The 26,985-nt window shown below is 59.8% G+C and carries 30 protein-coding genes; 6 read left to right on the forward strand and 24 right to left on the reverse strand.

What is annotated here, in order from left to right:
* Positions 1 to 26: 26 nt before the first annotated feature.
* The 6 genes from tolB to ybgC all read right to left on the reverse strand — a co-directional run bounded on the left by tolB (position 27) and on the right by ybgC (position 5,090).
* Positions 27 to 1,331: a Tol-Pal system beta propeller repeat protein TolB gene (gene tolB / locus AC13QY_RS12310; RefSeq protein WP_069611824.1), complete on the reverse strand. Its 1,305-nt coding sequence runs from the start codon at positions 1,329 to 1,331 to the stop codon at positions 27 to 29.
* Between the two features lie 20 nt (positions 1,332 to 1,351).
* Complete coding sequence (locus AC13QY_RS12315) at positions 1,352 to 1,732, reverse strand: hypothetical protein (RefSeq protein ID WP_488493540.1); 381 nt, start codon at positions 1,730 to 1,732, stop codon at positions 1,352 to 1,354.
* A 44-nt stretch (positions 1,733 to 1,776) separates the two neighbouring features.
* A complete protein-coding gene (locus tag AC13QY_RS12320; RefSeq protein ID WP_488493541.1) occupies positions 1,777 to 3,000 on the reverse strand; it encodes a hypothetical protein in 1,224 nt (407 codons plus the stop codon).
* Positions 3,001 to 3,009: 9 nt separating this feature from the next.
* Positions 3,010 to 3,468 carry a protein TolR gene (gene tolR / locus AC13QY_RS12325; protein ID WP_113395228.1) on the reverse strand — a complete coding sequence of 153 codons (459 nt, stop codon included), beginning with the start codon at positions 3,466 to 3,468 and terminating at the stop codon, positions 3,010 to 3,012.
* Between the two features lie 27 nt (positions 3,469 to 3,495).
* Positions 3,496 to 4,218: a protein TolQ gene (gene tolQ, locus AC13QY_RS12330; RefSeq protein WP_047629119.1), complete on the reverse strand. Its 723-nt coding sequence runs from the start codon at positions 4,216 to 4,218 to the stop codon at positions 3,496 to 3,498.
* Between the two features lie 416 nt (positions 4,219 to 4,634).
* Complete coding sequence (ybgC, locus tag AC13QY_RS12335) at positions 4,635 to 5,090, reverse strand: tol-pal system-associated acyl-CoA thioesterase (RefSeq protein ID WP_069611881.1); 456 nt, start codon at positions 5,088 to 5,090, stop codon at positions 4,635 to 4,637.
* Between the two features lie 135 nt (positions 5,091 to 5,225).
* Between ybgC and AC13QY_RS12340 the strand changes: the two genes are divergently transcribed.
* Genes AC13QY_RS12340 through AC13QY_RS12350 form a run of 3 tightly spaced genes read left to right on the forward strand, consistent with a single transcriptional unit; the run spans position 5,226 to position 8,259 of the window.
* Positions 5,226 to 6,446: an NAD-dependent epimerase/dehydratase family protein gene (locus AC13QY_RS12340; RefSeq protein WP_145632017.1), complete on the forward strand. Its 1,221-nt coding sequence runs from the start codon at positions 5,226 to 5,228 to the stop codon at positions 6,444 to 6,446.
* Entirely contained in the window at positions 6,446 to 7,309 is an 864-nt protein-coding gene (locus tag AC13QY_RS12345; protein WP_233788681.1) for a glycosyltransferase, read from the forward strand. Before AC13QY_RS12340 ends, AC13QY_RS12345 begins: the two co-directional genes overlap by 1 nt.
* Entirely contained in the window at positions 7,306 to 8,259 is a 954-nt protein-coding gene (locus AC13QY_RS12350) for an NAD-dependent epimerase/dehydratase family protein (protein ID WP_488493542.1), read from the forward strand. The genes AC13QY_RS12345 and AC13QY_RS12350 overlap by 4 nt, the downstream gene beginning before the upstream one ends.
* Here AC13QY_RS12350 and AC13QY_RS12355 read toward each other — a convergent pair.
* The 8 genes from AC13QY_RS12355 to ruvC all read right to left on the reverse strand — a co-directional run bounded on the left by AC13QY_RS12355 (position 8,204) and on the right by ruvC (position 13,259).
* Positions 8,204 to 8,767 carry a DinB family protein gene (locus AC13QY_RS12355; protein WP_488493543.1) on the reverse strand — a complete coding sequence of 188 codons (564 nt, stop codon included), beginning with the start codon at positions 8,765 to 8,767 and terminating at the stop codon, positions 8,204 to 8,206. The two genes, AC13QY_RS12350 and AC13QY_RS12355, sit on opposite strands and share 56 nt — an antisense overlap.
* 12 nt (positions 8,768 to 8,779) lie before the next feature.
* Positions 8,780 to 9,289, reverse strand: coding sequence for an NUDIX hydrolase (locus AC13QY_RS12360; RefSeq protein WP_183813112.1), 510 nt, complete (start codon positions 9,287 to 9,289; stop codon positions 8,780 to 8,782).
* A 5-nt stretch (positions 9,290 to 9,294) separates the two neighbouring features.
* A complete protein-coding gene (locus tag AC13QY_RS12365) occupies positions 9,295 to 10,197 on the reverse strand; it encodes a metallophosphoesterase (protein ID WP_488493544.1) in 903 nt (300 codons plus the stop codon).
* Positions 10,198 to 11,238, reverse strand: coding sequence for a Holliday junction branch migration DNA helicase RuvB (gene ruvB, locus AC13QY_RS12370; RefSeq protein WP_113250509.1), 1,041 nt, complete (start codon positions 11,236 to 11,238; stop codon positions 10,198 to 10,200). It abuts the gene before it with no gap.
* Between the two features lie 153 nt (positions 11,239 to 11,391).
* Positions 11,392 to 12,006 (reverse strand): Holliday junction branch migration protein RuvA, encoded by a 615-nt coding sequence (gene ruvA, locus AC13QY_RS12375; protein WP_488493545.1) that lies wholly within the window; start codon positions 12,004 to 12,006, stop codon positions 11,392 to 11,394.
* Positions 12,007 to 12,018: 12 nt separating this feature from the next.
* A complete protein-coding gene (locus AC13QY_RS12380; RefSeq protein WP_113330351.1) occupies positions 12,019 to 12,432 on the reverse strand; it encodes a type II toxin-antitoxin system VapC family toxin in 414 nt (137 codons plus the stop codon).
* A 2-nt stretch (positions 12,433 to 12,434) separates the two neighbouring features.
* Positions 12,435 to 12,686: an AbrB/MazE/SpoVT family DNA-binding domain-containing protein gene (locus AC13QY_RS12385; RefSeq protein ID WP_069611835.1), complete on the reverse strand. Its 252-nt coding sequence runs from the start codon at positions 12,684 to 12,686 to the stop codon at positions 12,435 to 12,437.
* A 60-nt stretch (positions 12,687 to 12,746) separates the two neighbouring features.
* A complete protein-coding gene (gene ruvC / locus AC13QY_RS12390) occupies positions 12,747 to 13,259 on the reverse strand; it encodes a crossover junction endodeoxyribonuclease RuvC (protein ID WP_015340996.1) in 513 nt (170 codons plus the stop codon).
* A gap of 190 nt (positions 13,260 to 13,449) precedes the next feature.
* Between ruvC and AC13QY_RS12395 the strand changes: the two genes are divergently transcribed.
* Positions 13,450 to 14,448: an LLM class flavin-dependent oxidoreductase gene (locus AC13QY_RS12395; protein ID WP_113330354.1), complete on the forward strand. Its 999-nt coding sequence runs from the start codon at positions 13,450 to 13,452 to the stop codon at positions 14,446 to 14,448.
* Between the two features lie 69 nt (positions 14,449 to 14,517).
* Here AC13QY_RS12395 and AC13QY_RS12400 read toward each other — a convergent pair whose 3' ends face one another.
* The 3 genes from AC13QY_RS12400 to AC13QY_RS12410 form a co-directional block, all read right to left on the reverse strand.
* The gene (locus AC13QY_RS12400; protein WP_113421503.1) at positions 14,518 to 14,955 is read right to left on the reverse strand and encodes a DoxX family protein; all 438 of its coding nucleotides are present in this window, start codon (positions 14,953 to 14,955) and stop codon (positions 14,518 to 14,520) included.
* 107 nt (positions 14,956 to 15,062) lie between these two features.
* Positions 15,063 to 15,524, reverse strand: a complete 462-nt coding sequence (locus tag AC13QY_RS12405; RefSeq protein WP_488493546.1) for a tetratricopeptide repeat protein — start codon at positions 15,522 to 15,524, stop codon at positions 15,063 to 15,065.
* A 25-nt stretch (positions 15,525 to 15,549) separates the two neighbouring features.
* Positions 15,550 to 16,524, reverse strand: a complete 975-nt coding sequence (locus AC13QY_RS12410; RefSeq protein ID WP_113389147.1) for an MBL fold metallo-hydrolase — start codon at positions 16,522 to 16,524, stop codon at positions 15,550 to 15,552.
* Positions 16,525 to 16,850: 326 nt separating this feature from the next.
* Between AC13QY_RS12410 and AC13QY_RS12415 the strand changes: the two genes are divergently transcribed.
* Entirely contained in the window at positions 16,851 to 17,624 is a 774-nt protein-coding gene (locus AC13QY_RS12415) for a sigma-70 family RNA polymerase sigma factor (protein ID WP_488493547.1), read from the forward strand.
* Positions 17,621 to 18,424, forward strand: a complete 804-nt coding sequence (locus tag AC13QY_RS12420; protein WP_113355148.1) for an anti-sigma factor family protein — start codon at positions 17,621 to 17,623, stop codon at positions 18,422 to 18,424. The genes AC13QY_RS12415 and AC13QY_RS12420 overlap by 4 nt, the downstream gene beginning before the upstream one ends.
* Before the next feature lie 54 nt (positions 18,425 to 18,478).
* Here the strand turns inward: AC13QY_RS12420 and AC13QY_RS12425 are convergent, their stop codons facing one another.
* From AC13QY_RS12425 to mprF, 7 genes are all read right to left on the reverse strand, one after another.
* Positions 18,479 to 19,225, reverse strand: coding sequence for a YebC/PmpR family DNA-binding transcriptional regulator (locus AC13QY_RS12425; protein ID WP_069611841.1), 747 nt, complete (start codon positions 19,223 to 19,225; stop codon positions 18,479 to 18,481).
* A gap of 134 nt (positions 19,226 to 19,359) precedes the next feature.
* Complete coding sequence (locus tag AC13QY_RS12430; RefSeq protein ID WP_488493548.1) at positions 19,360 to 20,202, reverse strand: MBL fold metallo-hydrolase; 843 nt, start codon at positions 20,200 to 20,202, stop codon at positions 19,360 to 19,362.
* 237 nt (positions 20,203 to 20,439) lie between these two features.
* Entirely contained in the window at positions 20,440 to 21,264 is an 825-nt protein-coding gene (locus AC13QY_RS12435; RefSeq protein WP_069611843.1) for a TIGR00282 family metallophosphoesterase, read from the reverse strand.
* A 3-nt stretch (positions 21,265 to 21,267) separates the two neighbouring features.
* Positions 21,268 to 21,855, reverse strand: a complete 588-nt coding sequence (locus AC13QY_RS12440; RefSeq protein ID WP_113355153.1) for a 5-formyltetrahydrofolate cyclo-ligase — start codon at positions 21,853 to 21,855, stop codon at positions 21,268 to 21,270.
* Positions 21,856 to 21,960: 105 nt separating this feature from the next.
* Complete coding sequence (locus tag AC13QY_RS12445) at positions 21,961 to 22,689, reverse strand: HAD family hydrolase (protein ID WP_233788673.1); 729 nt, start codon at positions 22,687 to 22,689, stop codon at positions 21,961 to 21,963.
* 141 nt (positions 22,690 to 22,830) lie between these two features.
* Entirely contained in the window at positions 22,831 to 24,228 is a 1,398-nt protein-coding gene (locus AC13QY_RS12450; RefSeq protein WP_113330361.1) for a virulence factor, read from the reverse strand.
* The gene (mprF, locus tag AC13QY_RS12455) at positions 24,225 to 26,834 is read right to left on the reverse strand and encodes a bifunctional lysylphosphatidylglycerol flippase/synthetase MprF (RefSeq protein ID WP_113330362.1); all 2,610 of its coding nucleotides are present in this window, start codon (positions 26,832 to 26,834) and stop codon (positions 24,225 to 24,227) included. Before mprF ends, AC13QY_RS12450 begins: the two co-directional genes overlap by 4 nt.
* Positions 26,835 to 26,985: the final 151 nt, after the last annotated feature.

Consider the following 26,985-nt stretch of genomic DNA (forward strand, 5'->3'; position numbering starts at 1 on the left):
GCGGCGATAAAGTGGCGAGCCCTTCATTACTCGAGAAGCGGCGACCATGCCGGGTCAGAAGCGAAGCCCGGCGTCGGGATCTTCTGTTCGTTATAACCGGTCAGGTCGATCGAATAAATTTGCGGCCCGCTTGCGCCGGACGGCGCGCGGAAGAACATGATGACGCGGCCGTTCGGCGCCCAGGTCGGTCCCTCACTGTAGGAGCCGGAGGTCAGGATTCGCTCGCCGGAACCGTCTGGTTTCATGACGCCGATGGAAAAATTGCCGCCGGCACGCTTGGTGAAGGCGATGAGATCGCCGCGCGGCGACCAAACCGGCGTGGAGTAGGAGCCGTTACCGAACGAGATGCGGCGCTGGTTGGAGCCATCGGCATTCATGACATAGATTTGCGGCTGTCCACCGCGGTCGCTTTCAAAGGCAACCTGCGTGCCATCGGGCGAATAGGACGGCGAGGTATCGATCGCGGCCGTCGAGGTCAGGCGTGTCGTGGTGCGCGAGCGCAGGTCCATCGTATAGATATTGGCATTGCCTTCCTGCTGCAGACTCATGATCACACGCTGCCCGTCCGGCGAGAAGCGCGGCGAGAAGGTCATGCCGGGGAAGTTGCCGACCAGTTCGCGCTGGCCCGTCTGCAGCTGCAGCAGATAGACGCGCGGCTGCTGGTTGGCGAAAGACATGTAGGTCACTTCCTGCCGGTTCGGCGAGAAACGCGGCGTCAGCACGAGGTCACTGCCGTCGGTCAGCATGCGCACATTGGCGCCGTCCTGATCCATGATGCCGAGCTGCGTCTTGCGGGCCGTCTTCGGGCCGCTTTCGGCGACGAAAACGACGCGGGTATCGAAATAGCCCTTTTCGCCGGTGATCTTCTGATAGATTGCATCGGCGATGATATGCGCGACACGGCGCCAGTTATCCGGCTGGGCGAAGAACTGCTGGCCGATCATCTGGCTGTTGCCGAACGTATCCCAGAGGCGGAACTCGGCGCGAAGGCGGCCGCCTTCCTGCGTGACGCGGCCGGTCACCAGAGCCTGCGCGTTGATCGAGGTCCAGTCCTGGAAGCGCGGGGTCGAATCCGGATTGGTGATCTTCTCGATGAAGGCCTGCTTGTTGATCGGAGCGAACAGTCCGGAGCGCTGCAGGTCGGCGGCGATCACGCTCGAGATCTGCGGGCCGAGCGTATCATTCGACAGAAGGTCTGTGATAGCGATCGGCATGGGCTGGACGTTGCCCTTGTTGATGTTGAGCTCGACCACGGCATAGGCCGGAGTGGATGCCACAGCCATCAAGCCTGCTAGCACCAGCAGGAGACGAACGAGGGAGTTTCTGATCATATGTATCAAGCCTTTCAGCATTAATTCGCCGGATCGCTGGCATCGAAGTTGACTACGACTTCTTTCCAGTCCTCATATTGATCTCTTGGCAAGTTCTTGAACGGGGCAGCCTGAAGCACGGCTCGCATCGCGGCTGCGGCCATGGCTTGCTGTGTTGCCTTGTGGCCACCGGTCACGATAAGCTTTGGCTCGCCCACGATCTCTCCGCTTCGATTGAGCTTGAGGTGCACCCGAACGTGGACATGCTTCGCTCCCTCCATGCCGGGAGCAAGATTCCAATTTTTCGCGACCTCATCGCGGATGCTGGCCCCAGTCGAATTTCCATGCGGCTGTGTAGGGTTCGCAGCCTGCGCCGACATGGAACCAGCTAACGTCATCCCCAAGGCCGCAACCAAGCTCATGCCGAGACGGGGACAGTGATTTGTCAAAAGCCGCACTCCCCGCATCACATCCCCAGATCCGCTGCGCTGAAGTTGACGACGACTTCCTGCCAATCCTCATATTTGTCCGCCGGAAGAATCGTCATGAACTCCGACTGCGCGCGAAGAACCGCGCGTACAGCGGCAGATTGCATGGCACCTTGTGTCGAAGCCGGTCCGCCGTTCGTCGTGGCTTCCGGCTGACCGACGATCTGTCCGGATTTGTCGAGCTTGAAGTGCACCTTGATTCGCACGTCGCCAGCGCCTTCAAGGCCGGGTGGGAGGTTCCAGTATTTCTGGATCAGATCGCGCAATCCGTCCTGTTGGCTCTGGCTGAGCTTTCCGGCGCCAAGCGACTTCTTGCCGCCAAGCGAAGCGACCTGGGTATCGGCGCCTGCGGAAGCCTGCTGCGATGAGCGCTTCGCGCCGCCTTTCGACGAGGTGTTGTTGAGAAGATCGTTGATCTGATCGGCGAGACCATCGTCAAGGCCGTTGCTGGAGGCCTTTGGAGTCTGGCGCTTCTTGTCGGCGTCCTTCTTGCCGTCGTCTGCCGAGGTGGTCTTGCTTGTACTCTGCGTCGTTGTCTTGTCCGTCGGCTTGGCGTCGGCGACCTTCACGTCCGGCTTCGGTGTCGGCTTTATTTCCGGCTTCGGCTCGGCAGCCTTCGGCGGCGTCGGCTGCGGCTTCACATCCGGCACAGGGACGTTGTTTGGCAGCTGAATTTCAGCTTGTTCCGTCGGCTGCGGCGTCGGCGGGGTCGGCGTTACATCGGCCTTCGGGGTCGGCGGCGTGGGATCGGGCTTCGGCGTCGGCACTACATCCGGCTTCTGCTGCGGAATGGCGGCCACTTCCTTGGGCGCAGCCTCCGTTTCCTTCTGTTCGATCGTCTTGACGTCGTTCGGCTTCGGATCGTCCTGCGGAACGGGCGCATCCACCTTTTTCGGCGCCAGGGCCGCAGTCTCGCTCTCCGGCCTTTGCGTCGGCACGACCGGGTTCTTGATGTCGACTTTGTTCTCGCCGGTATTCTGGGCGTTGGCGACCTGATCCTGCTTGGTCGTCGGCTTGCGTGCGGCGTGATCCGTCACCGGCGCCTTCTTTTCGCCCTGCTGCAGCTGATCCGCCGTCACGATATCGACATCCATCGCCGTGCTTTCCGGCGTCTCAAGCGGCGCCGGCGCACTCAGCGTCACCATGGCGCCGATCAGCACCAGGATGTGAATGACAGCAGAGGTAGCAAGACTGCGCTTCATGTCGGCTCGTCAGTGGTCCGTTATCTGCTGCGTAACCAGGCCGATATTCTTGTAACCGGCTTCCTGGATACGCGACATGACGTCGGCGATTACGCCGTAAGGCGCCTTGCCGTCGCCACGCACGAAAATGCGTTCGTTGTAGCCCGTGGTCGCGATCGCCTGCAGCTTGGCGGCGATTTCGGCGACGTCGATCTGCGTTTCCTGCAGGAACACCTGGCCATCTGCCTTGATCGAGATGGTGATGGGCTGGGTCTGGGCGTTCAGCGCGCCCGCCTGCGTTTGCGGCAGGTCGATCGGCACGCCCGACGTCATCATCGGCGCCGCCACCATGAAGATGATCAGCAGCACGAGCATGACGTCGACCAGCGGCGTCACGTTGATATCGGCGATCGGGCCGCCCCGGCCGCTGCCGCGACGACCGCCTCGACGGCCACCGCCGCCACCCTTGCCTCCAACAGACATTGCCATGTGAATTACTCCGGTTCTGTCCGCTACTTACTGTGCTGCCTGACGCGGCTGCAGCTTCTCATCGATCTGACGCGAAAGAATGGCGGAGAATTCATCCGCAAAACCTTCCATGCGCCCCGAGAGCTTGCCGGCATCGGCCGAGAACTTGTTGTAGGCGATAACCGCGGGAATAGCCGCGACCAGACCGATGGCGGTCGCGAGCAGCGCTTCGGCGATACCCGGCGCAACAACCGCAAGGTTGGTCGACTTCGAACCGGCGATCGCCTGGAACGAGGTCATGATACCGACGACGGTGCCGAAGAGACCGATGAACGGGCCGGCCGAACCGATGGTGGCAAGTGAACCCAAGCGGGCGACCAGATGTTCCGATTCACGCGCAAGCGTCACGTCCATGGCGCGATCGATACGCATCTGCAGGCCGATCGGCGAACGGGCGCCGCGCTCGAAGGATTTCTTCCATTCGCGCATGGCCGCGACGAAGATGGCGCTGAGGCCCGTATTGTTGCGCTCCGAAAGCGTGCGGTAGAGCTCTTCGAGCGACTGGCCAGACCAGAAGACCTGCTCGAAATGATCGAACTGCCTGCGTGCCCGCGCGTAGCTCAGATATTTGTCGATGACGATCGCCCAGGTCCATACGGATGCTGCCAGCAGGCCGATCATAACGAGCTTGACCACCAGGCCCGCCTGCATGAAGAGCGACCAGAGGGTGATGTCCGGTGTGGTGGCCGCTGCCAGTGCTACTTGTTCCATTGATCCAAAATCCCCGAATCCAAACGCCCGGCGCTAGACCGGGCGGCTAAAAGTGATCTCACAAGAATTGTTTGGCAGCCGCCGCTGAACGCCCTGGTCAAGCCTTCCAAGCTTACAACTGCCTTCTTGCCGTCAAATTTGGTCAAAGGAAGGCGTGCACCGCACAAACTCCGACATAACCAGTAAGACACTATTATGGTTAAAAGAATGTTAGCGTCGAAACATGAAGGATTTAACGGCGGCGAAGGTTATTCTAGCTCCAGGGAAGAACTGACCGGACGAAACCGGCGGCAAACGCAGACAAATCTTGCGCGGCGAATTCCTTCACATAAAACTCAAGTTATTGCAAGCTGCCAGTTGCCAATCACCGTCGGCCCTCGACGAGACCGTCGTCACCGATCGAGGAGAACTTGAGTTCAACCGGCACTTTCCGATGCGGTCAGCATCTGTGCCGCCAGCTTTTCCGGCAGCCGGCGCGGGCGCCCCTTGGCGTTGATGACAGCGATGATGACCTTGGCTGCTATCAGCAGCATATCGTCGCGCCGGATCTCCTGGGACAGTACCATCTTGGCGCCGCCAGCCTTTTCGGTGACGGTCCGGATCGTCAGCACGTCATCCATGCGCGCCGGCCCCTTGAAATCGATCTCCATGCGATGGACAACGAAAACCAGCCCCTCCTCGTCGGCATTCAGGAGTTCACGCTGTTCCACGCCGAGACAACGCAGATAGTCCGTGCGTCCCCGCTCGAGGAAATGAAGGTAGCGCGCGTGATAGACGAGCCCGGAAAAATCCGTATCCTCATAGTAGACTCGCTGCACCAGCCGGTGGCTTCCGGCTTCCAGTTCCCCAGCAATCAGAAAGGGGCTGTTCATCGTTGCCGCATCTCCTTGAATGTCCGGCACCTCTTTGGCCGAAGTTCTGCCATCAAGCAAGCTTTGAACAATTGTCATAAACTCCGACTATCCGGAATCGCACCGGCTAGCGGATCGGCATGGAAGGAAGATCCTATGAAAATTGCGGTTATGGGCGGTGACGGATTCATCGGTTGGCCAACCTCTCTTCACCTCTCCGACGCCGGTCATGAGATCCACATCCTCGATAATCTCTCTCGCCGATGGATCGATACCGAGCTGGGTGTCCAGTCGCTGACGCCGATGGATTCGATTCAGGAACGCACCCGCATATGGCACGCCGAAACTGGCCGCCGGATCCATTTCCACCTGATCGATTTGGCCAAGGACTATGAGCTCCTGAAGAAGTGGCTGGCCGAGCATCGCCCCGATGCCATCGTGCATTTCGCCGAGCAGCGCGCCGCCCCCTATTCGATGAAGAGCGACCGGCACAAGAACTACACGGTCAACAACAACGTCAACGCCACGCATAATCTCCTGAACGCGCTCGTCGAGCTCAACCTCGACTCGCATCTCGTGCATCTCGGCACGATGGGCGTCTATGGCTATTCGACGATCGGCGCCGCTATCCCCGAAGGCTATCTACCGGTCGGCATCGAGACGACCGATGGCCGCACCGTCAGCCAGGAGATCCTCTATCCGGCCAATCCTGGCTCCATCTACCATATGACGAAGTGCCTCGATCAGCTGCTCTTTCAGTTTTATGCCAAGAATGACGGGCTGAGGATTACCGATCTGCATCAGGGCATCGTCTGGGGGACCCATACGGAGCAGACGCGCCGTCACGAACAATTGATCAACCGTTTCGACTATGACGGCGACTATGGAACGGTGCTCAACCGCTTCCTCATCCAGGCGGCGATCGGCTATCCCTTGACCGTACACGGCACCGGCGGCCAGACCCGCGCCTTCATCCATATCCAGGACTCGGTGCGCTGCATCGAACTGGCGCTAAAGAACCCGCCGGCCCGCGGCGCCCGCGTCGAAATCTTCAACCAGATGACGGAAACGCATCGCGTGCGCGATCTCGCCGAGATGATCGCCAAGATGAGCGGCGCGGAAGTCGTGCGCCTGCCCAATCCGCGCAAGGAAGCTCCGGAGAACGAGCTGATCGTCAAGAACGACAAATTCCTCGATCTCGGCCTGGCGCCGATTACACTCGAGGCGGGTCTCCTCGGCGAAATCGTCGATGTCGCCAAGAAATATGCCTATCGCGTCGACCGCTCGCGCGTGCCGGCCATCTCCGCCTGGACCAAGGATCTCGCCGCGACGGTCAACCATGATCCCGAAGGCAAGAGGTTGAAATCCGTGTCATGATGCCGGGTAGCGAAATGCTGCAGGGATTGCGCCCGCAAACCCGGCCCCGCGCCGGCCAGGCGTTTGTGACACTGGTCACGAACGCCGACTACGCGATGGGTGCCGTTGCGCTGGCGCGCTCGATCGTCCACAGCGGCACCAAGGCCGATATCGTCGTGCTGCATACGGAAGGGGTTAGCGAAAACGACCTCGCCCCATTGGCAGCACTCGACTGCCGGCTGGTGGAAGTCGAGCATCTTCCCTTGTCGGATGCCTTCAACGAGCGGCATGCCCGCGGCAACCTGCACACCGCCGCCCCCTTTACCAAGGGTCGCAAGCCTTCCTTCCACACGCCGCTCGACAATTTCTGCAAACTGCGGCTCTGGCAGCTGATCGAATATGACACTTGTGTCTTCATCGATGCAGATGCTCTGGTGCTGCGCAATGTCGATAGGCTCTTCGACTATCCGGAATTTTCGGCAGCACCGAACGTCTACGAAAGCCTTGCGGATTTCCATCGGTTGAATTCCGGCGTCTTCGTCGCCAAGCCGTCGCTTGCGACCTTTCGGCACATGCTGGAACTGCTCGATCGCCCCGACGTCTTCTGGCGGCGCACGGACCAGACCTTTCTCGAGGCCTTCTTCCCGGATTGGCACGGACTGCCCATCTTCATGAACATGCTGCAATATGTCTGGTTCAGCATGCCTGAGCTCTGGAACTGGAACAGCGTCTCGATCCTGCACTATCAATATGAAAAGCCCTGGGAGGAAAACCATCCCAAGGCCGAGCAGCTGAGACCGCTGATCGAGCTGTGGCATAGCTTCCATACCGGCCGGAACCTGCCCGATATCGCTACACTTACAAATCCGCAGGCCGCGGCATGAAGGTCCTCATCTCGGGCGGAACAGGCCTCGTCGGCCGATACATCGCCGAAGAGCTGCTATCAGCCGGATACAAGGTTGCGATCGGCGGGCGCAATCCGCCTCCCTCGGGCCTCTTTTCGCAGCTTGTCTCTTTTGTCCCCTTAAGCCTTGATCCGACGGGAAATCAGAGCGGCGCTTTCGACGATGCCTATTTTTTTGTGCACGCCGCCTTTAGCCATGTCGCCGGTAAATATCGCGGTGGCGAAGGGGAAGATCCGGAAGGCTTTCGCCGGCTCAATCTCAATGGGACGGTTAAGTTGTTCGAGACGGCGCGGAAGGCCGGCATTCGTCGCTGCATTTTTCTCTCCTCCCGCGCCGTCTATGGAGACGGGATTTCCGGAGAGGAGCTGACCGAGGCGATCAAGCCGATGCCAAACACGCTCTACGGCGAGGTGAAGCGCGACGCCGAACACGCACTTTTTTCTCTGTCCGCACCCGGTTTCATAACCGCGAGCTTGAGGGCGACGGGCGTCTATGGTGACCTGCGGCCCAATAAATGGGATGACCTGTTCGACGATTATCTGGATGGCAAGCCGGTTCCTTTCCGGTCAGGAACCGAGGTTCACGGCCGCGACCTCGGTCGTGCGGTTCGTCTTCTGCTGGAAACAGAAGCCGGCCGCATGGACGGTGAGGCCTTCAACTTGTCGGATATTCTAACCGACACGCGCGAGATCCTTAGCCATCTCCAGACAGCAACCGGCTGTCCGCACGCGCCGCCGGCGCCAGCGGAGCGCGGCGCAGTCAATGTCATGGATACGTCAAAAATCCAAGCCCTTGGCTGGCAAGGCGGCGGAAAGGCCCTGCTCAAGCAAACAATAGAGACACTGGCTAAATCGGCGCACCAAAAGGCCGGTATCAACGCATCAGCTTCGTTTCGTCCCAACCAAGCGCTGCCAATTCTTCGCCCCTGAACCGCGCATCGTCTGAAACGATGAACTCGTCGAGCTGCGGCGGCGCGACGCTGGTTCCGGCCAGCATGGCATGCACCTGACCGCGATGATGCGTCTGATGCTGGAACAGATGGTTCAGCACATCGTCCGCCCTCTCCTGCTGGATGCGACCGTCGCGTTGGATATCGATGATCCGCATCGCAGTCTCCGGCGTCAGCGCCTCGCAGAACGCGACCAGCCTGCGATCGACATCGGCTTGTTCCTGGCTCAGCTCGTCCAGCCGATCATAGGGCTCCTCGATGTCAAAAGCTTTGAGGCCCAGAGTCCCGCCTTCCAGCGCATCGACATAGAACCAGTCCACCGTCAGAATATGATTGAGGGTTGCCTTGATCGACGGAAAGAAGCTCACGCGCTTGGCCTCAAATTCGCCGGGCCGCAGGGCCGCACAGGCACGATGCAGTCGGACATTCGCCAATGCGCTGTTATAGGCAAGCTTGCGAAAGCTGCGAACCGGATCGAAAGCGGACATAAAGCCTCCTCCTCAAGCCTTGTCGAGATCACCATCCCGCCAGACAAGATGACGAGACATCAGCGGCAGGTTTTCGATTTCTTCGGCGATGAAGTAGGGTGGGATATCAAGCGCCACCAGCGCTTCCCGTGTCGCTCGCACCCATTTGAACTCCAGCTCATCATCGCCATCCTGGATCCGATGCACGATCTTCGCAGGATCGAAGGGAAAATCCGCCGGAATCTCCATCAGATAGTAGAGGCCGAGCTCATGCCAATCCATCTCTTCGTAATGGAAGAAATTCTCGACCGACCAGAGCAGACGCCTGACCGTAACCTCGACGCCAAGCTCCTCAACCATTTCCCGCCGCAACGTCTCCTCCGAGGTCTCGCCGATCTCCGCCCGACCGCCCGGAAAGGTCCAAAACGTCTCATGCACGGCGCGATGCACCAGGACATGGCCGTCGCGAAATCCAAGCCCCGCGATGCGCATCTGGAAGCGCTGGGAACCGGCATTCAATCTGATGAGCTTGCGTTTCGACATGATCCCTATCCCACGTCGATCACGACGATTTCAGGCGGCACGCCAAAGCGTACCGGCGCGATGGAGCAGCCAAGGCCGCCGGACACGATAATATGGCGCTCCTCCTCGACGATATGGCCATAAACATACCGGTCACCGTAACGCGAGGGCGAATAAGGCGACCAGCCGAAAATTCTTACCTGCCCGCCATGGGTGTGTCCTGACAAAGTGAGCGAGACACGCTGGGGAACAGCAGGAAAGATATCGGGCTCATGGGCCATAAGGATCACCGGCGCGTCGTCGCCGATCTGCGCCATCGTGCCGCCGAGATCGTCCAGACCCTTGGTAAGCGGCCTCTTCCAGCGCATGCTGCGACGCAAGGCCAACTGGTCCTCGACGCCGGCAAGCCAGAAGCCTTGTCCATTCTTCTCCAGGCGCGCCGCGCGATTGGAATAGACTTCAATACCGACAGCTTCCAATGCCCGATGGCTGAATGTCGGGCCATGACCGGTTCTTTGCGCAGTCGAATCATGCCACCAGTCGTGATTGCCGATGATAGCATGGACACCGAGCGGCGCCTTCAGCTTCGCAAGCTCTGCCGCCCAGACGCGATGATCGACACGGCTGGTAATGAGATCTGTTCCTGACGTGTAATCGCCGAGCAGCAAGATGATGTCGCCACCAAGCTCATTGGCGCGGGCACAGATCGATGCGATGCGCTCGGCATTCATCCACGGCTCGCACGCATGGAAATCGGCGAGTGCAACGATTCTGAGTTTCAATCCGGAGGTCCATCCCGGTGGGGTCAGCGCATAGCGGGTGACGTTGAGACGAACGACCGGCTCGTATCCGAGGGCATATCCCCCGAGTGCCATCAATCCGAATATGCTGCCGCCGAAAAGCTTCAGGAAGGCACGACGGCCGAGCATTCAATCTTCCTCCCGGAACAACCCGAACTGCGCGGCCTCCAGATCCTTGGGCGGCTGCATGCCGAGATGTTTCCAGGCAATCGCGGTCAAAACACGGCCGCGCGGCGTACGCTGAATAAAGCCCTGCTGGATCATATAGGGCTCGATAATATCCTCGATCGCATCCCGCGGCTCGGAAAGCCCGGCTGCAATAGTTTCGATACCGACAGGCCCGCCGCCAAAATTGACCGCGATCATATTGAGGTAGCGCTTGTCGAGCTGGTCGAAGCCGACATTGTCGACGAGAAGCCGTGTCAGCGCCTCATCGGCAATCTCGCGCGTCACCGCTTCGACCTTGGCGACTTCGGCGAAATCGCGCACGCGACGCAGCAAACGGCCGGCAATGCGCGGCGTGCCGCGAGCGCGTCTTGCAATCTCGCGCGCGCCCTCGTCGGTCATACCGAGGCCCATCAGCCTGGCACCGCGCCGAACGATCAGCTCCAGCTCCTCCACCGTATAGAAGCTCAACCGCACCGGAATGCCGAAACGGTCACGCAGCGGCGTTGTCAGCAGGCCGAGGCGGGTAGTCGCGGCGACCAGCGTGAACTTGGCGAGATCGATCTTCACAGAACGCGCCGCCGGCCCCTCGCCGATGATCAGATCGAGCTGGAAATCCTCCATGGCCGGATAGAGGATTTCCTCGACAGCCGGATTGAGACGATGGATTTCGTCGATGAAGAGCACGTCGCGCTCTTCGAGATTGGTCAGCAGCGCCGCCAGATCGCCCGCTTTGGCGATGACCGGGCCGGATGTCGAGCGGAAATTGACGCCGAGTTCCTTTGCCATGATCTGCGCCAGCGTCGTCTTGCCAAGGCCGGGCGGGCCGACGAACAGGACATGATCCAGCGCCTCACCGCGGCCCTTGGCCGCTTCGATGAAGACCTTCAGATTGGCGCGCGCTTCCGCCTGGCCGGTAAACTCGTCCAGCGATTGCGGCCTGAGCGTCGCATCGATGTCTTCGCCCCGCTTTTCCGGCGATATCAGACGTGCGGCTTCACTCATGTCAGAGGTTCCATTCCCGGTATGCGTTTCGCAGGTCCCGCGCCGAAGGCAGCATTCGTTCTGCCGCACTCAAAATAGTCTTCGACAACAAAGCACCACATGTCGATCTCCCGACTTTGCGACAATAGTCAGGATTGCGGAAGGTGCAAAGCCTCACCGCGACAGTTCCTTCAAGCCGAGGCGGATCAGCTTGGCGCTGTCGGCGCCCTCGCCGGCTGCCTTCATCGCCGCGGCGATGGCATTGGCAGCCTGATCACGGGAATAGCCGAGATTGGTGAGCGCCGAAACGGCGTCGGCAACAGGTACTGCGGCAACACCCTCCCCAAGCTCCTGCTTGAGCCCGATATTAGCGGCATCACCGGCAAAGGCGGGTGCCTTATTTTTCAGTTCCGTCACGATGCGCATGGCAACCTTCGGACCGACACCCGGCGCCCGCGAAACGGCGGCGCGATCCTGCAAGGCGATCGCATTGGCAAGCTCGGCCGGCGTCAGCGTCGACAGCAGCGCCAGCGCCACCTTCGCGCCGACGCCTTGAACCGTCTGCACGATGTTGAACCATTCGCGTTCCAGCGCCGTCATGAAGCCGAAAAGGCGGATCTGGTCTTCGCGCACATAGGTCTCGATGAAGAGAATGCAGGCCTCGCCGATGGAACCGAGCTTCGACAGCGTCCGGGCCGAGCAATAGGCGACGTAGCAGACACCGTGCACGTCCACGAGCACATAGTCCTCGCCGATCTCTTCGATTGTGCCTTTCAGCTTGCCGATCATGGATAATGTCCGTCAGGGATGGGTTTCTGGGGTGATGAGGTCGAGGGAGGGGAAGTAGGAGCGGTAGCCCTTGGGATCTCGCGTCAATATAGAGTAGCCCCGCACTGCAGCGTGTGCTCCGATCAGAAAGTCTGGAAGAATGTGCTCTTTCCCACCGCCAGCCTGGCGATAGACCCTAAAAGCCGCCGCTGCGGCGAATGCTGCTGGCCAGGGAAGGCTTTCACGGCGAAATTCACTTTGCGGCAGCAGCTCATCCACTTGATCCATGCTGCTATAACGCACCGAGAATTCCGCATAGATGATGGGATTGATAACCACCGGTCCTCGCTTGAAAGCGGAAAGAACCTGCCCACTGGACCAGCCGTGCCAGGCTGAACCAGATATCGCCAGGTCAACCAACACATTTGTGTCGACGATGGTGACCATGCCTACCGGTCACGCGTCATCGACATCAGCGCTTCGGCGTCGATATCCTGATCACCGGTGCCTTCCAGGCGCTTGAGGGTAGCCATGAACCGATCGAGCCGCTGCCGATCCTCGATCTCTCGCTTGCCGTTCTTGGGCGAGACAACCAGCTTTCCATCCTCGATGGAGAATATGACCTCGCTATTGAGCTCTATGCCAGCCAACTGACGCAAGTCGCGGGGGATGGTCACCTGTCCCTTGGATGTCACACGCATTCTTACTCTCCAATTACAGAGTAAGAATTATCATTACCATAAGAACAAGTCAAGAACAAACTATCCTGCCAACGCCGCCTGCCGCAGCCGGCTGGCACCGCGGTTGTGGGCATGACAGACAGCAATGGCGAGCGCATCCGCGGCGTCATTACCCTTGAACTCGACCTTGGGCATCAGGATCTTCAGCATCATGTGGATCTGCTGCTTTTCGCCATGGCCGACGCCAATGACGGCCTTCTTGACCGCATTTGGCGCATATTCCGACACCGGCAGGCCGGCGCGTGCCGGCACCAGCATGACGACGCCACGCGCCTGGCCGAGCTTCAGCGTCGCCACCGCATCCTTGTTGACGAAAGTCTGTTCGACGGCAGCCTCATCCGGCTTGTAGCTGTGAACGACATCAGCGAGCCCGTCATGAAGCTGGCAAAGGCGGGATGCGAGATCCATATCGCCATCCGAGGTCACGGTCCCCGACGCCACGAAGCGCAGGGAATTGCCAAGCGTATCGATGATACCCCAGCCGGTGCGGCGCAAGCCCGGATCGATGCCGATGATGCGAATCGTATTCTGCATGGGTCACCCTATCTTTCAGGCCTCACATGTGCCAGCAAAATGTGAACAAAACAAAAACAAGGCCTGGATTGGGTTGCCGGAGCCGCGCTGCAAACATCGTGACGAAATTGCGGCGTCAGGGTTTGGAATGAGGAACTCGCGCTCCTACATGTGTTAGCGACCCTCCCTTCCACCACGCAGGTTTCTTGCCATGGTCCCCTTTTCCATCCTCGATCTTTCGCCCGTTGCCGAAGGCAGCACCATCAGCCAGTCCTTCGAGAGTTCGAAGCGCATGGCGCAGAAGGCGGAAGAACTTGGTTACAACCGATTCTGGCTCGCCGAGCATCACGGCATGCCGGGTGTCGCCAGCGCCGCGACATCGGTCGTCATCGGCCATGTCGGCGCGGCAACCTCGCGCATCCGCATCGGTTCGGGCGGCGTCATGCTGCCGAACCATTCGCCGCTCGTCATTGCCGAACAGTTCGGCACGCTGGAAGCACTGTTTCCCGGCCGCGTCGATCTTGGCCTTGGGCGCGCACCGGGCACCGACATGCGCACCGCGCAAGCGCTGCGGCGGAATATCGAGGCCGGCGCGCAGAGCTTCCCGCAGGACATCGTCGAACTACAGCATCTCTTCAGCCCAGCCGACGACAACCAGATCATCCTCGCCGTTCCCGGCCATGGCGCCAACATCCCTATCTGGCTGCTCGGGTCCAGCCTCTACAGCGCCCATCTCGCCGCCATGCTCGGTCTCCCCTACGCCTTCGCCTCGCATTTTGCACCGGAAGCCCTGATGGACGCCATCGCCATCTATCGCGAGCGCTTCACGCCTTCGGCCACATTGGACAAGCCCTATGTCATGGTCGGCGCGATGGGTGCTGTGGCGGATACGGATGACGAGGCGCAATATCACTTCACCTCCGCACAGCAGCAATTCGTCAATCTCCGCCGCAACGTGCGTGGCCCCTTCCCGCGCCCACGCCGTGACATGGATGATTTCTGGACGCCGATGGAAAAACTGAATGTGGAAAATACGCTGCGCTATGCCGTCATCGGTTCGCCTGAGACGGCCGAAAAGAAGATTTCGCAGTTCATTAAGGACACCGAAGCCGATGAAGTGATCATTTCGATGCCGATCCATGACATCGAAGCACGGCTGAAATCCGTGGAACTCTTCGCAACGCTTCCGAGCTTCAAGAAGGTCTCCTGACTTTCGAAGGCGCGCAGTCTGTCCGGTAAGCCGATCCCCTGTACGCGGCTCACCGGATAATCGACGGGCTCAAGCCACGAGCCTCGTCTTCCAATGACGCCGGATGAGCATGTCGAGCGACAGCTTGCCGGCGCCGGCGACGATCAGAGCAAACATACCGCCCGCGATCGCCAGATCCTTTTCGAAATGCAGCAATTCGTTGTGGCTGGCGAAGTTCGTGTGAAAGAGCAGCGCCGTCAACAAGCAGAACAGGCCCAAACCGAATGCCGCCAGGCGGGTCATCAACCCGAACGCAATGGCAAAGCCGGCGCCAAGTTGCAGCACGATGGTGGCAATCGCGATGGGAGCCGTGACGCCAAGCTTGGCCATGGCCTCCAACGCAACGTCAAAATTGCTGGCAAGTTCGATACCCTCTTCCAGAAAGAGCAGCGATAAGAGGATGCGGCCGAACAGCAGCGCCATATCGGCGAAGTTGACCAGAATGGCATTCTCCTCTTCGAATTCCATGACCTTTCTCCTTCCCGTGATAAGTTCACCGAAGCTCCGATCATCCCCGGCAGCACCTCCAAGACATGGTCAAAGGGAAATGCCGCCGGAACGATGGAGATCGGGCCTCAGTTGCTGGCCTTGGCTGATATCGCCTTGGTCAGATCCTCAAGCTCCTCGCATCCACTAGGGCAAAGCTTGGTCAGCGTTGCCAGCTGCTCGCGGGCCTTGGGCATGTCGCCGGTCTCGACATAGAGCTCCCCGAGATATTCGTGCGCGCCCTTGTGATCAGGCTGCAACTCGAGAGCCTTGGTGTAGTAGGTGAGCGACGTCTTGAAATCGCCGGTCTTGCGCAGGGCGAAGCCCATCAGATTGTAGACATCAGCCTGCTGATGCTCCTCGGCGATATCGCGAAGCTCGGCGAGTGCGCCGGCATAGTCCTTCGCGTCGATCTTGGCACGCACGGAGGTCAGGTCCGGTGCATCGGTCGATTCCATATTATCGACGGCAAAGGCGACGCCTGCCGTTGCGGCAGGCAGGATGGCGACGACGCTCAAGGCGGCGATCCCGAAAATGGCATGTCTGAACATGGTAGTTGCTCCTCTTTCTGGCCGCTCAGGCCTGGATGGTGGGGATGAAGCCGTACGCATTGCCGTCCTTGACGAAGGTGCCGGAGCCAGGGAATGGGAAGTGCGAGCCGCAAATCCTGATCTTGTCGGCAATGACGCGATCGATCAGCCTGCGGCGGGTGGCGACGGCCATCGGGCCGTCCTGGTCGTAGGCGCCTTCCCATTCTGGATGAGGTGCAAGCAGCGCCGGCACATACATGATGTCGGCTGAGACCATCAGCTGTTCGCTGCCGCCGTCGATGAGGAAGACCGAATGGCCGGGCGTGTGACCGTAAGCGGCCAGCATATGCACGCCCGGCACTACTTCGGCATTGTCGTCGACCAGCTTCCAGTTCTTCCATGTCGGAAAGACGGAGGCGATGCGCCGGCCGGCCTCCTTGCGGCCCTCCGCCAGCTTGTCGACACGGCCGGGATCGGTCCACCAGTTGTATTCGGCCGCGTTGACGATCAGCTCGGCATTCGGGAAGACGGCCGCATTCGTTCCCTTTTCCATCAGGCCCCAGACGTGGTCGGGATGGAAATGCGAGATCATGATCGTATCGATCTTCTTGTAGTCGATGCCGGCGGCAGCCATGTTGGCCGGTAGATGCGTGGCATTGGTTTGCCACTGTCCGACACCGGAGCCGGCATCCATCATGATCTTGCGTCCACCGATATCGAGAACGACGACGGTCAGCGGAATGGGCATGAAGTCTGTGGTGAGACCGGCCTTGGAAAGCGCTTCCTTGGTGTCTTCGACGGAAGCATTCTTGATGAAGGCCGGATCGTGCGGCTTGCGCCAGATGCCGTCATAGATGGCTGTGACCTCGATCGAACCGACCTTGTATTTGTAGAAGCCGACCGTCGGCTCCAGCGGCGTGGCGGCAAAGGCTTGCGGGATGAATTCGAGCTTCGACGACAGCCCGAAGGCTGCCGCAGCTGCAGCCGTGCCGAGCACGGCGCGGCGGGTCATATCAAACATCGCAATATCTCCTCAGGGTTATGGCTTTTCGGGCCAGGCGGAGGTCGCAAGCGACTGCGGCCGTCCGCTGAGGAAGAAGATCGATGGTGATGAGCGCTTATTCCCCCTCGACCGAAGATTTCTTGCAAGCCATTGAAATTCATTCGATTATTTTAGCGGCGGGAGATTGGACGGATGGGATGACGGACATTCCGCATTCCCTCGCGTTGAATTTTTTCATCCGACCGGGAATAAAACCCGCGCGAGCGCGATCTAGCCTCTCAGGCAACATTGCAAGCGCCTTATCCGAAGCTTACAGTCGGTATCGGCGTTTTGCGGGGATCATGATGACAGACGCCCGACTTGTGAGTTCGATAACGCTCGGCGGCCAGCTCCACCCATGGACATGGCACTCGCCGCAAAACACCGCGATCAGCAGGTTTGCGCGATTTCTGGCTCGCCTGCGTCGTTTCATTGCCGAGGCGAAGCCCGGCAATCACGCCGTCCAGATGGCGGTCGCTCAATCCACTGCCGGCGCGGCGCCATTGAAACGTGTGATCGTCTCGCCTGACGAGAGCATGCGCCGCTTCCAACAAACGATCATCCCGCATCTCGACGCCGCCTATAATTTTGCGCGTTTCCTGAGCCGCGACGCCGATGCCGCGCAGGATATCGTGCAGGAGGCATATCTGCGCGCCTATCGCGGCTTTGGCGGCTTTCGCGATGGCGATGCCCGCGCCTGGACCTTCACCATCGTCCGCAACTGCTATCACGCCTGGCTGCAGGAGGGGCGGCGCAAGAGCCGCTATGAGCAGCCGATGACGGACGAACGGGATTCGGATGAGGGCTTGTCCTCTCCTGATCCTGCCTCCGAAGAGGACACGCCCGAGGCCGCCTTCATCCGCAAGTCGGAAACGCAGCGGGTGCGCGAGGTCATCAACCGGTTGCCTGATGCCATGCGCGAGGTTCTGGTTCTGCGCGAACTCGAAGATCTCTCCTACAAGGAAATCGCCGAGATCATCGACGCACCGATCGGCACCGTCATGTCGCGCCTTGCCCGCGCCCGCCGCGATTTCGGTGAAGTCTGGCATAGCCTCGAAGGACCGGAGGCGGCACGATGAGCGGCGGAGACCATAATGATCACGGCGAGTGGAACGAGCTGCTGCACGGCTTCATCGACGGCGAACTGGACGCGGCCAATACTGCCCGTTTCGAGGCGCATCTGGCGACCTGCCGGGACTGCGCCGGCGAGTTGGAGAATGCCATGATGGTCAAGCGTCTTTCCGCGCGCGAGGGTGTGAAATGGCAAGCGCCTGATACCGTCCATGCCCGCGTGCAGGCGGCACTCACGCTGGAGCAATCCATGATGAGGCGTGCAACCGGAGCCCCGAGCCAAACGGAGAGCCCATGGCAGCGCGTTTGGCGATTGGTTCGCGAATGGAGCTTCGTGCCCTCGCTTGCCGTTCTCGCCGTCAGCCTCATGCTGGTACTGAACCTTCCGCAGCAGAGCCAGACGATCGAAGATCAGCTTCTCGCAAGCCATGTGCGCTCGATGCTCGCAGATCACCTGACCGACGTGCTGACCTCGGACCAGCACACGGTCAAACCATGGTTCAACGGCAAAATCGATTTCTCCCCGCCCGTGGTCGATCTCGCCACACAGGGCTTCCCTCTCGTCGGCGGCAGGGTGGATTATCTCGACGGCCGGGTGGTGGCGGCACTGATCTATCGCCGGCATGGCCATGTCATCAATCTCTTCATCTGGCCCGGTGCTGCGGGAGCCAAAACCAATGCCGAGAAGGATGGTTATAATTTCGCCGAATGGCATGCAGATGGGCTGGTCTTCTGGGCGGTCTCCGATGTCGCCGCATCGGATCTCTCCACCTTCCGCGACGATTTTATCCGCGCGACAGCCCCATAACGCAGAAAGCCGGCCGCATCGCTGCAGCCGGCTTTTTTGAATAACTACAAAGGATCAGGCGGAGAGCTTGGCCAGAACTTCGTCCGAAACTTCGAAATTCGAATAGACGTTCTGGACGTCATCATCGTCTTCCAGGTTTTCGATGAGCTTCATCAGCGACTGGGCCTTTTCTTCGTCGACCGGCACGTTGTTCTGCGCGCGCCAGATCGCCTTGACGGTTTCGGCTTCGCCGAGTGTCGCTTCGAGCGCCTTGGCAACTTCGCCGAGGGATTCGAAGGCGCAGATGATCACATGGCCTTCTTCGTCGCTTTCGACGTCATCGGCACCGGCCTCGATCGCCGCTTCCATGACCTTGTCGGCATCGCCGGCGGAAGGCTTGTAGGTGATTTCGCCGACGTGATCGAAGGAGAAAGACACCGAACCGGTTTCGCCCAGCGCACCGCCGGCCTTGGTGAAGATCGAGCGGACGTTGGACGCCGTGCGGTTGCGGTTGTCAGTCAGCGCTTCGACGATGATCGCCGTGCCGCCCGGACCATAGCCCTCGTAACGGATCGCATCGTAATTCTCGGTGTCGGCACCGGAAGCCTTCTTGATGGCACGATCGATGTTGTCCTTCGGCATCGACTGCGCCTTGGCGTTCTGGATCGCCAGACGCAGGCTCGCGTTCATGGCCGGATCGGGCAGACCCGTCTTGGCAGCGACCGTGATTTCGCGCGCCAGCTTCGAGAACATTTTCGAGCGCACCGCGTCCTGACGGCCCTTGCGGTGCATGATGTTTTTAAACTGTGAATGGCCAGCCATGGCACCCCTGTTCACGTCTTTTGTTGGGAATGGCCGCCTTATAAGAGCGAAGCGGCCTTCATTCAAGTGAAAAGCCGGATAATGGGGATGGAGAGCGGTCGCGATCGAGAAGATCTCAAAAGTGATCGCGATGGTCAAAGCCCCTTGAGCACATAGATCAGCGGCTTGTGCGGCAAGCTCTTCACCGAGACCGTGACGCTCGGGGTCGGAGCATAGGCGACGTCGAAGTCGGGACCGAACAGGGCGAGAAACTGATCGACCGGTGGACCCCAGCGATGCATGGGCAGGATCAACGAGGAACGCAGCCTTTTCACCACGCGGCTCATGCTGTCGGCCCCCATGGTCAGGCCGCCATCGACCGGCACCATCACCACGTCGAGCCGGCCGATCTCCGCATATTGCTGGTCGGTGAGTTCGAAATGCAGATGCCCGAGATGGCCGATACAGAGACCAGCCACCTCGAAGATGAAGATCGAATTGCCATTGGCTTCGATGCCGCCGCCCCAGGAGCGAATGTCGGTGACGACATTGCGGATCAATGTATCGCCAACGGTCATGCGGATCTTTGCCGGCTCCCCCGGCGTGTCGCTCCAGCCGTGCAGCACATATTTGATCGCCGGGTCCGGCGTCAGCGTGTAGTGGCTCGGATGCGCCTTGTTCATCGTCACGACCTCAGGCGTATAAGGCGGCGGATAGGTGCCGCTATAATCCGTGGCGATAGAAACGCCGCCTGGCGTTTCGATGAAGAGCGTGGCATGGCCAAGGAAGGTGATCTTCACGTCGCCATTAACGGGATCATCGGCGAGCGTCGGACCGGGAGAAGAAAAGCTGGCGAAAGTTGCTCTCGGAAGAGATTGCGCGATCGCCTGGCATTGGCTGGGTTGCGGACGAGAAGGCTTTTGCTGGGCGTCAGCCGCGCTCCAGTAAAAAATCAGCGCCAGGAAAAACGCGGCAAAGACAGGAAATCGCTGTAACATGCCATCCCCTCAAGCCAGATAGTGACCGAAGGATGCGGCATGACCGGAAATGGGTCCAGCGGCAATCAGACAAGATTGCTCACAATCGCGTCATCATATGGTGATGATGAATTATAGAGCGTGATGCCGAAAAGTGTATGCGGTTTTCGGACGACATCACGCTCTACTTGTTTGATTCTAGAGCGGATTCAGATTTAGGTCGACCTGACCTAAAATCATCCGGCTCTAGTGCAGCGATCAGCGCCAGAAGTCCGGAATGGTCTCCGCAAGCCTTGGGCCAAGCCGGAGCGGTGCGATCTTTTCCGCCAGTCCAGTTGCGTCGGAGATCTCGACGCCGACGCCGCAGATGGTGGCAGGCCCCGAAGCCGCCTCGAAACGTCCCTTCGGCATCTTCGAGATGAAGCGGTTGAGCGGCTCTTCCTTCTCCATGCCGAGCGATGAATCGTAATCGCCGCACATGCCGGCATCCGACATATAGGCGGTGCCGCCGTTCAGGATCTGCGCGTCCGCAGTCGGCACATGCGTATGTGTGCCGACGACGAAGCTCGCACGGCCATCGACGAAGTGGCCGAAACACTGCTTTTCGCTCGTCGCCTCCGCATGGAAATCGAAGACGATGGCATCGGCCTGTTCCTTCAGCGGACAGGCATCGAGAATGGCCTCGGCCGACTTGAAGGGATCGTCCAACTCCGGATGCATGAAGACGCGACCCATGATGTTCGCGACAAGAACGCGAGCGCCGTTGCGCGCATAATAGAGGCCGGAGCCGCGGCCGGGCGTGCCGGCCGGATAGTTGGCGGGGCGCAGGAACTGGTCGTGGCGCTCGCAGAAAACGACAGCTTCCTTCTGGTCCCAGACATGGTTGCCGGTCGTCACGACATCGGCGCCGGCATTGATCGTTTCCAGGAAGATATCCTCGGTGATACCGAAGCCGCCGGCGGCGTTTTCGCCATTGACGATGACGAAATCGAGCTTCAGGTCGGATACGAGGCCCGGCAGGCGTTCCCACACCGCGGTCCGTCCCGTCTTGCCGACCATATCTCCCAGAAAAAGCAGCCGCATTCGCTATCCAATCACTTCCGAAACGAAATTGAGCCCGCTCTCGGTCAAAATCGCGTCAAGACGGACGTCATGCGGCTCAGCCGGCACTGATGGCACTTCTTGGCAATCGAATGCAATGCCGATCAGCCGCGGATTCAGGCCTTTTTGATGCAAACGCTCGATTGCGCGGTCGTAGTGACCCGCTCCGTAGCCGATACGATGACCGGTCCTGTCGAAAGCGGAAAGCGGCACCAGCATGACATCGGGGTCCAGCTCAGCCGCTTCAGGCCCCGGTCCAAAAGTTCCGAATCCGACCGGAACCAAGGGCGCGCCTGCAACAAGCTCGCGAAAGACGATGGTGTTGCGATCAAGAATGACAGGTACGCAAAGCCGCGCGCCGCGCTCCCGCAACCGCGCCATCAACGGCCTTATATCCACTTCGGAACGTATCGGCAGGAAACCGGAGATGATCTCCCCCGGCCCGACATCGATTGCCTGGCCACCATGCGTCGCCATCGCGAGGGCTTTTTCGATACGATCTTCCGCTGGAATAGCGTCTCGCGCCGCCAGGCGCTCGCTGCGATATTGGGCTTTCAGCTCTTTGAGGCTCATCGGATCTTCGCAAATATCTATGATATCACGAAAACATAATGAGCCGGCCGCCCGTTGCAAAGCGCGAAAGCGACATCCAGCCGTCGCAGAAGGAAGTCCGCTCTTTCAATCCTTGCGGATGATCGACAATTTTCCGTCGCCATCCACATGCACGCGGACATTTTCGTAATTTCGCAGCATCGTGTGATCGGTTTCGATCGGATGCGAATGCGTCGCCGTGATGACCACCACGTCGGCACCGGCCGCTTCGCCAGCCTTGACACCGGCCAAGACATCTTCAAACACCAGGCATTCCGAAGGGCTGAGGCCAAGGCGCTGGGCGCCGAGAATATAGCCCTGCGGATCAGGCTTGCCGACCTTCACGTCTTCGGCGGTGACCATGAAGCGCGGAACCGGGATCCCGGCCGCGTCCAGCCGCGCCAGCGCCAGCCGATAGGGCGACGAGGTAACGATTGCCCAGCGCTCCGGCGGCAGCGATGCAAGAAAATCGACGGCGCCTGGCAGCGCGATCACGCCCTCGACATCGGCAATCTCGGCTTCGGTGATCTTCAGCGCTTCTGCGACCGGATCGACACCAGGCAGGTTCAACTGGCCGATCGTATCGACACCGCGCTTGCCATGCATTGTCGGCATGAACTTCTCGACATCAAGACCCTGAGCGCGAGCCCAGTTGCCCCAGACGCGCTCGGCGGCAGCAATCGAATTGATGATCGTGCCGTCCATGTCGAACAGGAAGCCGGAAAAGGTCTTGGTGAAGGCAGAATTCGTTGCGGCGGACAAGGGCGGACCTTTCTGGATGAGACGGTGAGCACCTGCGGCAAACGCGGCGCTCATGATATGCCCTTCTCGACTAACGGCAGCCGTGGAAAGAAGCAAATAAATGCTGCACAGGACGCTCGAGAAAGTCGGCTGGAGACGGTGGGGAAAGATGAGAAAGGGCGCGCGGCAATGATACATGCCGCGCGCCGCTTGCAATTATTCGCCGAGGCGGCTCTTCAGTCCATTGATGATGTGGTTCGCCAGCGCCTCATAGTCGTCGTCGAAATGGTGACCGCCATCCATGGCGATGACTTCCGCGCCAGTGCCCTTCAGCAGCGGGCAGGCAACATCTTCGTCGTCATCCTTACCATAGACGCATTGCACCATTTTCGGATTGATCGACTTGAGGTCGTTGACGGGATTGCCGCCCTTACCCTCGCTCGAAGCACCAAGCCAGCCCATGACCGAGATCACGTAGTCGACCTTCTGCGACAGGGACAGCAGCGACATCTGTACGATCTTGTCTTTTTCAGACTGTGGCAGGCGATTGTAGCTCGCCGGCAGCACATCGGCGCCAAAGGAATAGCCGACCAGCACCACATGCTTGACCTTGAAGCGCTTGGTGTAGAAATCGATGATCCGGCCGAGGTCGTTCGCAGTCTGCTGCGGGTCCTTCTCGGTCCAGAAATAGTGGAGGGTATCGACGCCTACGACCGGAATGCCCTGGTCCTGCAGATAGCTGCCCACTTCCTTGTCGATGTCGCGCCAGCCGCCATCGCCCGAATAGACGATTGCAAGCGTATCTTCGGTCGGCGTCGTTTCCATGATGTCGACGGGCAGCCCAAGCGGCGACTTGGAGCTGTCGATCGTCTTCATCAGGTCGGCGAGCGATGCCTCAAGCGTCGCATAGGTGTCTGCATTGTCCGAATTCGTGGTTTGGACTTCGGGATGGTCCTTCTGGATCTCCTCGACGTGGTCGCGTCCGTCCTTCGGCGCATTGGCCGTGAACGTCACGAGGATCGGGTTCGGCAAGGCGCCTTCCTGCAGGCCGAAGGACACCATGTCGCCATCGGTTTTCTTCTCGGCCGGCGTGCAAAGCTCCTGCTTCAGCGCGATGCCCGCGGTCGGATCGACGGCCAGCGTACCGGCAACTGTCGCATCGGGGGTCTGCGCGGCAATCGTCAGCGCCATGGCACCACCGGCGCCGACACCGGCGATGATAGGCAGCTGGTAGGTGCTGTCGGCAAAGGACCGCTGCACCTGCTGGCTGAGCGACTCCAAATCCGAGACGATATAGATACAGCCGTCATTCTGGCTGACATCGTATTTGTTGAGCGAAGCCAGGAAGGACGGATAGTCGATACCGATCACAAGCGAACCGTTGGCGACCAGCTTGTCGGCAACCGCTTTTTCCTTGTCGCCCCAGCCGGCGAGATCGGAAATCAGTACGACTTCGTTCGAAACCTTGCCCTGCGGGCGCATGATGTGCGGAGCCGGGATCATGCCCAGATCGTATTTGGCATCGTCGGCTTCCGCGCGTGCCGGACCCGACACCAGCAGGCCCATCGACACCATGCATGCGAAAGCCAATGACATTGCGTATTTCAAGATCATTTCCTCACGACCCCCTTAAGTCCGCCCCCGATGAGGAATGTGGCATCCATCAACGCGATTATTGGACTTACACCTCCCGAAACAGCCAGGTAACGCGGCTGCCATTCGGGATGGAACTTGGATTTGAAGGCACGAAGCCCTTTGAAATTATAAAACCGCTCGCCATGTTCGAAGACAGTCCCCCCGACCCTATCCCAAACCGGCGCCGATTCCCGTCTCGACATGCCCGATAGCGGTGCCATGCCGAGGTTGAAACGCTGAAAGCCCTGGCCCTTGAGGTATTCGAGGATCTGCACGAACAGAAAATCCATCGAACCCTTCGGGGCATCGGGCGAAAAACGCATCAGGTCGACGGAGCCCTCCTCCTTGGTCTCCGTCATCAGGATATTCGCAAAAGCGACGATATTACCATCCTTTTTCAACACGCCGATCGGCTGCGAGCACACGTAGTCCGGATCGAACGCGCCAAGCGAGAAGCTCTTTTCCTTGGCATTGTGATCGGCAAGCCATGTGTCGGACACATGGGCAAGCTGATCCATGACTTCAGGTATATCTTGAGGTTCGATAACGGCAAATTCTAGTCCGTCGCGAACCGCGCGACTCGCCGTCTGTCTGAGGTTCGCCCATTTGCCGCCCTTGAGCTCGAAATTGGCAAGATTGACCACGGCCAATTCACCGAGCTTGTAGGCACGCAGGCCCGCATCGGCGCAATAGGACAGAAGTGCGGGCGAGATCTGGTAGAACACCGAGCGGCAACCTGCCGCGCGTGCGGCCTCCACGAAACGCCAGATCAGATCGGGCAACGCCTGACGTGGGCCGACCGGATCGAACAACGCGATCCACGAACGGCCCTGCTTGCCGTACATGATGAAGGCATCGCCCTTTTCCGAGAACATGATGTTCTTGTCGCCCATGCGCACCAGATTGGCATCGGCCACGCCTTGCTTACGGACGATTTCGACGGCACGCGTTACCGCATCGTCCGTAACGGGCTCCAGGCGCTTCGTCGCCGGGCGCAGAAGGCTGAAGATCGCGATCGCCGAGGACAGAATGGAAATACCAAGGGCTGCGCGAAGTCCGCGCGGCGCCTCGTCCGCGAATTCGAATTGCCACCAGAGCTGATTGCTGTATCCGACATCGCGATAGACAAAGAACAGCACCACGATCGCGCCGATGCAGATGACGGCAATGGCCGTCAGCCATCCGGCCGTCAGCGTCTGGTTGAGCAGCGAGGCCGGCCGCTTGAACAGGCGGCGGCTGACGACGAGGCTGAAGACAAAGAAGGCCAGCAATCCCGCTTCGACGATGGCGATGGCCTTCAGCAGCGACAGGAACAGAGCAAGCAGCGCCGAAAAGCTCGACACCCACCAGGCGCCGTCCAGGCGCTGGCTGAGACCGCGCGCGGCCACGATGATCGTCAGCCCGAGAAGACTCGAGAGGAAATGCGCGCTCTCGACCAGCGATAGCGGCAGATAGTCGGACAGCACGATCAGGTTCTGATCCGGCGTCGGCGTGACGCTCGAGAAGACTAGCATCATGCCGAGCAACAGCGCGAAGGCCGACAAGAGCTGCGGCATGACGCGCGCGCCGATGCGGCGCATGCTGGAAGCCACCGGATGATCGACGAAACGACGCAGCTCCGCCACCGAGATCGCGGCGATCGCGATAACGAGCGGGATGACGTTGTAAATGACGCGATAAAGAACCAGCGAGCTCAGAACGGCGTCCTCATTCACGGAACTGCCGAGCCAGGCGATGATGATCGTCTCGAACACACCGAAGCCGGCCGGAACGTGGCTGAGCACGCCGAGGCCGACAGCGATGGCATAGATGGCGAAGAAGCCGGGCCATCCGATAGAGGTTTCCGGCAGCAGCACATAGAGCACGGAGGCCGAGGCCGCGATATCGAATGCGGTGACTAGAAACTGCCGCGACCAAGTGCGCGAATCCGGCAGCCGAACTTCGACCGGCCCGATGCGCACCTCGCGGCCGTTGCGGCCGGCATAGATCACGAAGGCGAGCGCCGCGAGAATGGCGATGGCGATCAGCCGCAGCCACAAGCCATCGACGCTGATCAGCGGACCGATCTCGTCGGCGATGACCAGAAGCGCGATAGCACCGACGGCAGCCAGGCCAAGACCGAAGGCGAGCGTGACGAAAGCAATGACGCGGGTAATGTCGTCGGGCGACAGCCCGAGCCGGGTATAGGCACGGTAACGGATCGCACCGGCGCTGAGCGCGCCGAAACCAGCCGTGTTGCCGACCGCGTAGGCGCTGAAGGAGGTCAGCGCCACATGCGGAAACGGCAGCCGCTTGCCGATATACTCGAGCGCATTCTGGTCGTAGAAGATCAGGGAGGCGAAGCTCAGACCGGTAAACAGCAGCGCCAGCAGCACCGAGGAGATCTTCGTTGTCGTCAGGGCATGGACGACGTCGTCATAGCGCACCTCGGTCGTCAGGTCGTAGATCGCATAGGCGGCGATGCAGAAGACGGCCACAGTGAGGAGAGCGACGATCAGCGCCCGGTAGCGGTTCAACAGACCGACGATACCGCCACGTTCTTCCAATTCCTCATCGGCATTTTCCAGATCGATTGGGCTCGACATGCTCTACCTGTTTTTAATGATCTTCGCCGGTTCCGACTGTTCGGATATTCAGTAATATCGACGACGCGTCTTCGAATTGCCGTATACACTTCTTTCGACAAGCCCGTTGTGACGCGCGCTCCCATCCTTCTGAATTTAGGCAATTTTGGCG

Source organism: Martinezella sp. CNPSo 3795, from assembly GCF_057784475.1.

Coding starts and splice junctions, on each gene's coding strand:
- tolB (WP_069611824.1), bottom strand. CDS start 1,331: ATGATCAGAAACTCCCTCGTTCGTCTCCTGCTGGTGCTAGCAGGCTTG.
- AC13QY_RS12315 (WP_488493540.1), bottom strand. CDS start 1,732: ATGAGCTTGGTTGCGGCCTTGGGGATGACGTTAGCTGGTTCCATGTCG.
- AC13QY_RS12320 (WP_488493541.1), bottom strand. CDS start 3,000: ATGAAGCGCAGTCTTGCTACCTCTGCTGTCATTCACATCCTGGTGCTG.
- tolR (WP_113395228.1), bottom strand. CDS start 3,468: ATGGCAATGTCTGTTGGAGGCAAGGGTGGCGGCGGTGGCCGTCGAGGC.
- tolQ (WP_047629119.1), bottom strand. CDS start 4,218: ATGGAACAAGTAGCACTGGCAGCGGCCACCACACCGGACATCACCCTC.
- ybgC (WP_069611881.1), bottom strand. CDS start 5,090: ATGAACAGCCCCTTTCTGATTGCTGGGGAACTGGAAGCCGGAAGCCAC.
- AC13QY_RS12340 (WP_145632017.1), top strand. CDS start 5,226: ATGAAAATTGCGGTTATGGGCGGTGACGGATTCATCGGTTGGCCAACC.
- AC13QY_RS12345 (WP_233788681.1), top strand. CDS start 6,446: ATGCCGGGTAGCGAAATGCTGCAGGGATTGCGCCCGCAAACCCGGCCC.
- AC13QY_RS12350 (WP_488493542.1), top strand. CDS start 7,306: ATGAAGGTCCTCATCTCGGGCGGAACAGGCCTCGTCGGCCGATACATC.
- AC13QY_RS12355 (WP_488493543.1), bottom strand. CDS start 8,767: ATGTCCGCTTTCGATCCGGTTCGCAGCTTTCGCAAGCTTGCCTATAAC.
- AC13QY_RS12360 (WP_183813112.1), bottom strand. CDS start 9,289: ATGTCGAAACGCAAGCTCATCAGATTGAATGCCGGTTCCCAGCGCTTC.
- AC13QY_RS12365 (WP_488493544.1), bottom strand. CDS start 10,197: ATGCTCGGCCGTCGTGCCTTCCTGAAGCTTTTCGGCGGCAGCATATTC.
- ruvB (WP_113250509.1), bottom strand. CDS start 11,238: ATGAGTGAAGCCGCACGTCTGATATCGCCGGAAAAGCGGGGCGAAGAC.
- ruvA (WP_488493545.1), bottom strand. CDS start 12,006: ATGATCGGCAAGCTGAAAGGCACAATCGAAGAGATCGGCGAGGACTAT.
- AC13QY_RS12380 (WP_113330351.1), bottom strand. CDS start 12,432: ATGGTCACCATCGTCGACACAAATGTGTTGGTTGACCTGGCGATATCT.
- AC13QY_RS12385 (WP_069611835.1), bottom strand. CDS start 12,686: ATGCGTGTGACATCCAAGGGACAGGTGACCATCCCCCGCGACTTGCGT.
- ruvC (WP_015340996.1), bottom strand. CDS start 13,259: ATGCAGAATACGATTCGCATCATCGGCATCGATCCGGGCTTGCGCCGC.
- AC13QY_RS12395 (WP_113330354.1), top strand. CDS start 13,450: ATGGTCCCCTTTTCCATCCTCGATCTTTCGCCCGTTGCCGAAGGCAGC.
- AC13QY_RS12400 (WP_113421503.1), bottom strand. CDS start 14,955: ATGGAATTCGAAGAGGAGAATGCCATTCTGGTCAACTTCGCCGATATG.
- AC13QY_RS12405 (WP_488493546.1), bottom strand. CDS start 15,524: ATGTTCAGACATGCCATTTTCGGGATCGCCGCCTTGAGCGTCGTCGCC.
- AC13QY_RS12410 (WP_113389147.1), bottom strand. CDS start 16,524: ATGTTTGATATGACCCGCCGCGCCGTGCTCGGCACGGCTGCAGCTGCG.
- AC13QY_RS12415 (WP_488493547.1), top strand. CDS start 16,851: ATGACAGACGCCCGACTTGTGAGTTCGATAACGCTCGGCGGCCAGCTC.
- AC13QY_RS12420 (WP_113355148.1), top strand. CDS start 17,621: ATGAGCGGCGGAGACCATAATGATCACGGCGAGTGGAACGAGCTGCTG.
- AC13QY_RS12425 (WP_069611841.1), bottom strand. CDS start 19,225: ATGGCTGGCCATTCACAGTTTAAAAACATCATGCACCGCAAGGGCCGT.
- AC13QY_RS12430 (WP_488493548.1), bottom strand. CDS start 20,202: ATGTTACAGCGATTTCCTGTCTTTGCCGCGTTTTTCCTGGCGCTGATT.
- AC13QY_RS12435 (WP_069611843.1), bottom strand. CDS start 21,264: ATGCGGCTGCTTTTTCTGGGAGATATGGTCGGCAAGACGGGACGGACC.
- AC13QY_RS12440 (WP_113355153.1), bottom strand. CDS start 21,855: ATGAGCCTCAAAGAGCTGAAAGCCCAATATCGCAGCGAGCGCCTGGCG.
- AC13QY_RS12445 (WP_233788673.1), bottom strand. CDS start 22,689: ATGAGCGCCGCGTTTGCCGCAGGTGCTCACCGTCTCATCCAGAAAGGT.
- AC13QY_RS12450 (WP_113330361.1), bottom strand. CDS start 24,228: ATGATCTTGAAATACGCAATGTCATTGGCTTTCGCATGCATGGTGTCG.
- mprF (WP_113330362.1), bottom strand. CDS start 26,834: ATGTCGAGCCCAATCGATCTGGAAAATGCCGATGAGGAATTGGAAGAA.